A 1033-nucleotide genomic window follows, 5' to 3' on the forward strand; every position below is an offset into this window, starting at 1 on the left:
CGTCCCCGAAGCTCAGCTGCATCGTCGTCATCCGTCGAACCTTGCGCTATTGTCGCCGAAGGATTTGTTCAGAGCATCCCTAGGGTGCCCACAATACTTAATGGTGGATCACCCCAGCGTCATGATAATTCGAATATAGGTACCGCACGCGATGATTAGGAGCGTCCGATGAAAACTGGCCTTATAGGTTCGCTACTGCTTGTGGCGGTATCTGCGGCGGCGGCTCAAGACAATCTTCGAAGACAACAAGGGCCAAGTCCACTTCAAGTACAAGTTGCGCGAGGGGAAGCTGCACTTGATAGCAAGTCCGATATAGCAGAGCTCAAGGCGATCTTGAAGTCTGCGCAAGCTGCCGCGGCCCCCTCATCGGAAGTGCAAGAACGAATCACGACCTTGAAAGCTCAGTGGTTGGCCGCTTCCGGCTTTTCCCCTGACGTTCTGCTTGCGTTAGAAGCCTCCGGACACGACGTGTCGGGAGCACTGGAGCGCGACATCAATGGGACCCTCATTGACTACGCGCTTCTGTCAGAAACCGTCGTCGTGGGAACCTTGGATTCAATTACCGACGAACTACTTGATGATGGCTTCCTGTCGACAGTGTCCTTCAAGGTTGACCGCACGTTAAAAGGCAATGTCCTCGATGGAAATATAAAGATCCGCCAACGCTCCGGACTCGATAGTCTTGGGTATCAGATTATTTACGATACTGATTTTCCAGCAACGCCCGGAAGCAGATACCTCCTCTTTCTATCGTCCGGCCTGTATGACGTTGGGAGTGCGCAAAAGACAGGGAAAATCACTGCTTACAGAGGTCAATATTATGTGCCTCAGCGATCCGCGTTCTTGATTAGAAATGACGGAACCCTGGAACCCATTGCAAAGGGAATTCCACCAAGCAAGGAACGAGCTGAAGAAGTTATTGACAACATCACATCAATGGCCGAGATCAACTAGGGATGCTCTGAACAAATCCTTCGGCGACAATAGCGCAAGGTTCGACGGATGACGACGATGCAGCTGAGCTTCGGGGACG

At 52.0% G+C, this 1033-nt stretch carries 1 protein-coding gene; it reads left to right on the forward strand.

The window, feature by feature from the left end:
* The first annotated feature begins 168 nt into the window (after positions 1–168).
* On the forward strand, positions 169–954 hold the full coding sequence (locus tag IE168_RS14430; RefSeq protein ID WP_189499513.1) for a hypothetical protein: 786 nt from the start codon (positions 169–171) through the stop codon (positions 952–954).
* The last annotated feature ends 79 nt before the right edge of the window (positions 955–1033 follow it).

This window comes from Luteimonas padinae, assembly GCF_014652935.1.
GTDB classification, from domain to species: Bacteria; Pseudomonadota; Gammaproteobacteria; order Xanthomonadales; family Xanthomonadaceae; genus Luteimonas; species Luteimonas padinae.

What these genes read in the sequence shown, in the direction of transcription:
- IE168_RS14430 (WP_189499513.1), top strand. Translation starts at nt 169, where the DNA reads ATGAAAACTGGCCTTATAGGTTCGCTACTGCTTGTGGCGGTATCTGCG.